A 5143-nucleotide genomic window follows, 5' to 3' on the forward strand; every position below is an offset into this window, starting at 1 on the left:
CACCCGACCTGGTCACCACCCTGAGCCCGCTGCTCACCGCCGAGGCATCCGCGGAGGCATATGCCGCGGGAACCGAGCCGGGTGACCTGGAGCAGGCGGTCTGGCTCCGCCTGCTGGAGCGTCTCGACGCCGACGACCCGCCGCTCGACCCTCAGGGATGGCTCCGCCGTGCCGTCCGTTCGGAGGCCCGCCGCACCCGCCGTACGAGCCGCCTCGAACGGCCGTACGCCGGCGAACCGGTCGACGACGGCGAGTGCGACCCCGAACAGCTCGCCCTCGCCGCGGCCCGCGGCCGTGCCCTGCGCGCGGCCGTGCGCCGTCTCCCGGGCCGCTGCCCCCGGCTGATGGAGGCCCTGCTCTCCCCGCAGGACCTGACATACCGGGAAATCGCAGGGGAGTTGGGTATGTCACAGGGGAGTCTTGGCCCGGAACGTTCCAGATGCCTGGGATGTCTGCGCAGATTGCTCGCGCCGGAGGTTGCGGCCCGCTGAGGACGGGGATAGGAGTGAGGAACGACAGGTGATCAGATGAGCGGGAGGCGTGCGCACATGGGCATGAGCGTGACCATCTCTGCGGCGACCGGGCAGGACGCGGAGCAGATCTTCAGGCTGCAGTACCTGTGCTTCCAGCGGGAAGCGGCGCTGTACGGGAATTACCGCATCGACCCGCTCGTCCAAACCCTCGACTCGGTCCGCGAGGAGGTCACCCGGGACTGCGTCTTCGTGGCCCGGCTCGGCGACGAGGTCGTCGGTTCGGTCCGCGGCTCGGTCACCGAGGACGGCGCCGCCGCGATCGGCAAGCTCTGCGTCCACCCGCGCCTCCAGGGCCACGGCATCGGAGCCCGCCTCCTCCGCGCGGCCGAATCCGCCCTCGCCGACCACCACGGCGCCAAGCGCTTCCGCCTCCACACCGGCCACCGCAACGAGGGCAACCTCCGCCTCTACCGCAAGGTGGGCTACGAAACGGTGGGCACGTCCCAGGGCGCCGACGGCATCCCCATGATCGTCCTGGAGAAGCCGGCGGGTACGTACGCAGCGACGGCTTGATCTTCGCCCTTCAGGGGCGCGGGGAACTGCGCGAGCAACCACCTGGGGCCCGCGGCCGCCTGACGAACCTCAGGCGGCATCCTCCCGAGGCGCACCCTTCCGCAGCCAGTAGATGGCGGTCAGCGGCAGGAGCACGGGAATGAACACGTACCCCATCCCGAAGTCCGACCACACGGTCGCGTCGGGAAACGCAGACGGCTCGACCAACGTCCAGGTCCCCACCGTCAGCACACCCACCAACTCCGCGACACAACACACCAGCGCCGCCCGCCGGGCAGTCTCCCCACCCCGCACCAACGAGTACGTGATGAACCCGTACACCAGCCCCGCCACCGCCGACAGCGCATACGCGAGCGGCGCCCGGTCGAACTCCGTCGCGATCTGATACGCCGACCGCGACACCGCCCCGACGACCATCACGCCGTACAGCCACACCAGCAGCGTGCCCGGCCCGCTGATCAGCCGCTGCCGGCTCACCTCAGCCTCCCCAGATGTCATAGAGCCGCACCTCCAGCACCGCCAGCACCACACCGCCGGCGGCAACCGTCACCGAGCCCCACCGGGTGCGCTCGGCCAGCGACATGAACCCCGCCGCCGGGACACACGCGAACGCCCCCAGCAGATACGCCACGAAGATCGTCGTGCCCTGCTCCGGCTTCTCGCCCTGCGCCAGCAGCACGAACCCCACCACGAGCTGGACCAGCGACAGCAGGGTGACCACGGCCATCCCGATGAAGTGCCAGTCCTTCGTCGGCTGGTCACGGTAGGCCGCCCAGCCGCACCAAGCGGCGAGCAGCAGCGCGGCGACGCCGGTCACCAGCGTCAGAGCAGCAAGCATGCTGCGACCTTATTACGGCCGAAAAGGCCCGATGCTTCCGGCCCTGGCCCGCACCGTAGGGTCGAGGCCATGAAGATCCACGCGCAGGCCCTGCTGTTCGACAACGACGGAACCCTGGTCTCCTCCCTCGACTCGGTGGACCGCTGCTGGACGCGGTGGGCCGCGGAGTACGGGATCACGGCCGAGGACTTCGCGCGGGTCGAGCTGCACGGCCGGCCGGCCGTCGAGATAGCCGCCGACCTGCTGCCCGCCGAGATCGTGCCGCAGGCCGTCGCGCGGATCGAGGACCTGGAGGTGCAGGACGTACCCAACGGCGGTGTGCACCTCCTGCCCGGGACGCGCGCGTTCCTCGACTCCCTGCCCGCCGAGCGCTGGGCCGTCGTCACCTCCGCCACCCGGCGGCTGGCCGAGGCGCGGCTCGACGCCGTCGGCATCCTCCCCAAGACGCTCGTCGCCGCCGACGACATCACCCGCGGCAAGCCCGACCCGGAGCCCTACCTGCTCGCCGCCCGCACCCTCGGCGTCGACCCGGCCCACTGCGTCGTCTTCGAGGACGCCCCCGCGGGTCTGACGGCCGGCCGCGCCGCCGGCATGACCACCGTGGCGTTGACCACAACCCACCAGGCCCACGAGCTCGATGCCGACCTGGTCGTCGAGAACCTGTCGGCCCTGTCCGCACTGGTCACCGAGCAGGGGGTGGAAATCTCCCTCCGCGGCTGACGCGTTCCCGCCCCTGTTCACCGCTGTCCAGCATCCGGACAGCGGCGTGACTGTCAGGACCGTACGCGTGTTTTACTGGCGACATGACCACGACGAGCGACCGCATCCCCGCGACCGAGGCGACCATGACGCCCGGTGCTCGTTGTATGTGTCGAATGTGCGCCTTCTAGAGGGCCCCCGCACCACCCCCTGAGCTCGCGCCCCGAAGCGAGACAGCGGCAGGTCCGCACGCCCTGAGCCGTGCGAGAAGCCGAGCCGCCCCGCGCGCATGTTCTCCCCGGTTCCCCGCCCCAGCGAGAACCGTGTCGCGTCCCTGAACGAACGCATCTGTGCCCGGGCACACCCACGCCCGCGCACTCGACAGTGACGGAAACCCACGTGATCACCACAACGGACCTGACCAAGGTCTACCGTTCACGCGGCCGCGAGGTCACCGCCCTGGACGGCGTCGACCTGCACGTCCGCGAAGGCGAGGTGTACGGCGTCATCGGCCAGTCCGGCGCCGGCAAGTCCTCGCTCATCCGCTGCGTCAACCTGCTGGAACGCCCCACCTCCGGCACCGTGACCGTCGCCGGACAGGACCTCACCGCCCTGGCCGGCCGCGGCCCGCGCGCCGGAAAGGAACTGCGGGAGGCACGCAGCCGGATCGGCATGGTCTTCCAGCACTTCAACCTGCTGTCCTCCCGGACCGTCCAGGACAACGTCGAACTGCCGCTGGAGATCCTCGGCAAGTCCGGCAAGGAACGCTCCCGCAAGGCGCTGGAGCTGCTCGACCTGGTCGGCCTCGCCGACAAGGCGGGCGCCTACCCCGCGCAGCTCTCCGGCGGCCAGAAGCAGCGCGTCGGCATCGCCCGCGCCCTCGCCGGCGACCCCAAGGTGCTGCTGTCCGACGAGGCCACCAGCGCCCTCGACCCGGAGACCACCCGCTCCATCCTGGCGCTGCTGCGCGACCTGAACCGGCAGCTCGGCCTGACCGTCCTGCTCATCACGCACGAGATGGACGTCGTGAAGTCGGTCTGCGACTCCGCCGCGCTCATGGAGAACGGCCGCGTCATCGAGTCGGGCACGGTCAGCGAACTGCTCGCGACCCCCGGCTCCGAACTGGCCTCCGCGCTGTTCCCGGTCGGCGGCGAGGCCTCCGGCGACGACCGCACCGTCGTCGACGTCACCTTCCAGGGCGAGAGCGCGACCCAGCCCGTCATCTCGCAGCTCGCCCGCACCTACAACATCGACATATCGATCCTCGGCGCCGCCATCGACACCGTCGGCGGCCTCCAGGTCGGCCGGATGCGCATCGAACTGCCCGGCCATTACGAGGACAACGTCGTACCGATCGGGTTCCTGCGCGAGCAGGGCCTGCAGATCGACGTCCTGGGCCACGAGTCCGAACTGGTGAAGGAGGGTGTCAAGTGACCTGGTCCGAGATGCAGCCTCTGCTGGAACAGGCGTGTTGGGACACGCTCTACATGGTCGGCTGGTCCACGCTCATCGCCGTGGCCGGCGGACTGCCGCTCGGGATCCTGCTGGTCCTGACCGACCGCGGCGGCCTGCTCCAGAACCTCGCCGCCAACAAGGTCATCGGGCAGATCGTGAACATCGCCCGCTCCCTGCCGTTCATCATCCTGATGGTCGCGCTGATGGGCTTCACCCGCTCCATCACCGGGACGACCATCGGCGTCGAGGCGGCCATCGTGCCGCTCGCGGTCGGCGCCATCCCGTTCTTCGCGCGCCTGGTCGAGACGGCTGTCCGCGAAGTGGACCACGGGCTCGTCGAAGCCGTGCAGTCCATGGGCGGCAACACCTGGACCATCGTCCGCAAGGTCCTCGTACCGGAGTCCCTGCCGTCGCTGATCTCCAGCACCACCACCACGATCGTCGCCCTCATCGGCTACTCGGCCATGGCGGGCACGGTCGGCGCCGGCGGTCTCGGGGACATCGCCATCCGCTACGGCTACCAGCGCTTCGAGACCCAGCTGATGTGGATCACCGTCGCGATCCTCGCCGTCGTCATCTCGGTCATCCAGTTCGCCGGTGACTATGCGGCCCGCTCCCTGCACCGCCGCGGCGCCCACTCCGGCCCCGCCCCGAAGCTCAGGCTGCTGAAGGCCGCCTCCTGAGACTCCCCGTTCACCCACGACGGGGTCGCACCACCTTCAAGGCTTATAAGGAAAGGCACTTTTCGTGCGTAACACCGCCAAGATCACCACCGCCGTTCTCGCCGCCGGAGCCCTCACCCTCGGGCTCAGCGCCTGCGGCGCGGGCGACTCCGGCTCCGACGGACCGCTGATCGTCGCCGCCAGCCCCACCCCGCACGCCGAGATCCTCACCTACGTCAAGGACAACCTGGCGAAGAAGGAGGGCCTCGACCTGCAGGTCAAGGAGTTCACCGACTACGTCACGCCGAACACGGCGACGCAGGACGGCTCCGTGGGCGCCAACTACTTCCAGAACCAGCCGTACCTCGACGACTTCAACAAGAAGAACGGCACCGACATCGTGCCCGTCGTCACGGTCCACCTGGAGCCGCTCGGCCTCTACT

At 69.9% G+C, this 5143-nt stretch carries 8 protein-coding genes; 6 read left to right on the forward strand and 2 right to left on the reverse strand.

Features of this window, described 5'->3' with window-relative positions; genetic code table 11:
- The first annotated feature begins 8 nt into the window (after positions 1-8).
- Positions 9-491: an RNA polymerase sigma factor gene (locus ACFTZL_RS40540; RefSeq protein ID WP_382594287.1), complete on the forward strand. Its 483-nt coding sequence runs from the start codon at positions 9-11 to the stop codon at positions 489-491.
- Between the two features lie 57 nt (positions 492-548).
- Positions 549-1046, forward strand: a complete 498-nt coding sequence (locus ACFTZL_RS40545; protein ID WP_382594291.1) for a GNAT family N-acetyltransferase — start codon at positions 549-551, stop codon at positions 1044-1046.
- Positions 1047-1115: 69 nt separating this feature from the next.
- On the opposite strand, the gene ACFTZL_RS40550 is transcribed toward ACFTZL_RS40545, so the two are convergent.
- Entirely contained in the window at positions 1116-1544 is a 429-nt protein-coding gene (locus ACFTZL_RS40550) for a hypothetical protein (RefSeq protein WP_382594274.1), read from the reverse strand.
- Positions 1525-1884 (reverse strand): hypothetical protein, encoded by a 360-nt coding sequence (locus tag ACFTZL_RS40555; RefSeq protein WP_382497708.1) that lies wholly within the window; start codon positions 1882-1884, stop codon positions 1525-1527. Before ACFTZL_RS40555 ends, ACFTZL_RS40550 begins: the two co-directional genes overlap by 20 nt.
- A 69-nt stretch (positions 1885-1953) precedes the next feature.
- Here ACFTZL_RS40555 and ACFTZL_RS40560 point away from each other — a divergent pair, with 69 nt between their 5' ends.
- The 4 genes from ACFTZL_RS40560 to ACFTZL_RS40575 form a co-directional block, all read left to right on the forward strand.
- Positions 1954-2604: an HAD family hydrolase gene (locus ACFTZL_RS40560; protein ID WP_382594277.1), complete on the forward strand. Its 651-nt coding sequence runs from the start codon at positions 1954-1956 to the stop codon at positions 2602-2604.
- Positions 2605-2982: 378 nt separating this feature from the next.
- Entirely contained in the window at positions 2983-4017 is a 1035-nt protein-coding gene (locus ACFTZL_RS40565) for a methionine ABC transporter ATP-binding protein (protein WP_382594280.1), read from the forward strand.
- Positions 4014-4721 carry a methionine ABC transporter permease gene (locus tag ACFTZL_RS40570; protein ID WP_311124735.1) on the forward strand — a complete coding sequence of 236 codons (708 nt, stop codon included), beginning with the start codon at positions 4014-4016 and terminating at the stop codon, positions 4719-4721. Before ACFTZL_RS40565 ends, ACFTZL_RS40570 begins: the two co-directional genes overlap by 4 nt.
- 64 nt (positions 4722-4785) lie before the next feature.
- The coding region (locus tag ACFTZL_RS40575) for a MetQ/NlpA family ABC transporter substrate-binding protein (RefSeq protein ID WP_382594284.1) at positions 4786-5143 on the forward strand (358 nt) is incomplete at its 3' end.

The organism is Streptomyces sp. NPDC056948 (assembly GCF_042674225.1).
GTDB classification, from domain to species: domain Bacteria; phylum Actinomycetota; class Actinomycetes; order Streptomycetales; family Streptomycetaceae; genus Streptomyces; species Streptomyces purpurascens.

What these genes read in the sequence shown, in the direction of transcription:
- ACFTZL_RS40550 (WP_382594274.1), bottom strand. Translation starts at nt 1,544, where the DNA reads ATGACATCTGGGGAGGCTGAGGTGAGCCGGCAGCGGCTGATCAGCGGG.
- ACFTZL_RS40560 (WP_382594277.1), top strand. Translation starts at nt 1,954, where the DNA reads ATGAAGATCCACGCGCAGGCCCTGCTGTTCGACAACGACGGAACCCTG.
- ACFTZL_RS40545 (WP_382594291.1), top strand. Translation starts at nt 549, where the DNA reads ATGGGCATGAGCGTGACCATCTCTGCGGCGACCGGGCAGGACGCGGAG.
- ACFTZL_RS40555 (WP_382497708.1), bottom strand. Translation starts at nt 1,884, where the DNA reads ATGCTTGCTGCTCTGACGCTGGTGACCGGCGTCGCCGCGCTGCTGCTC.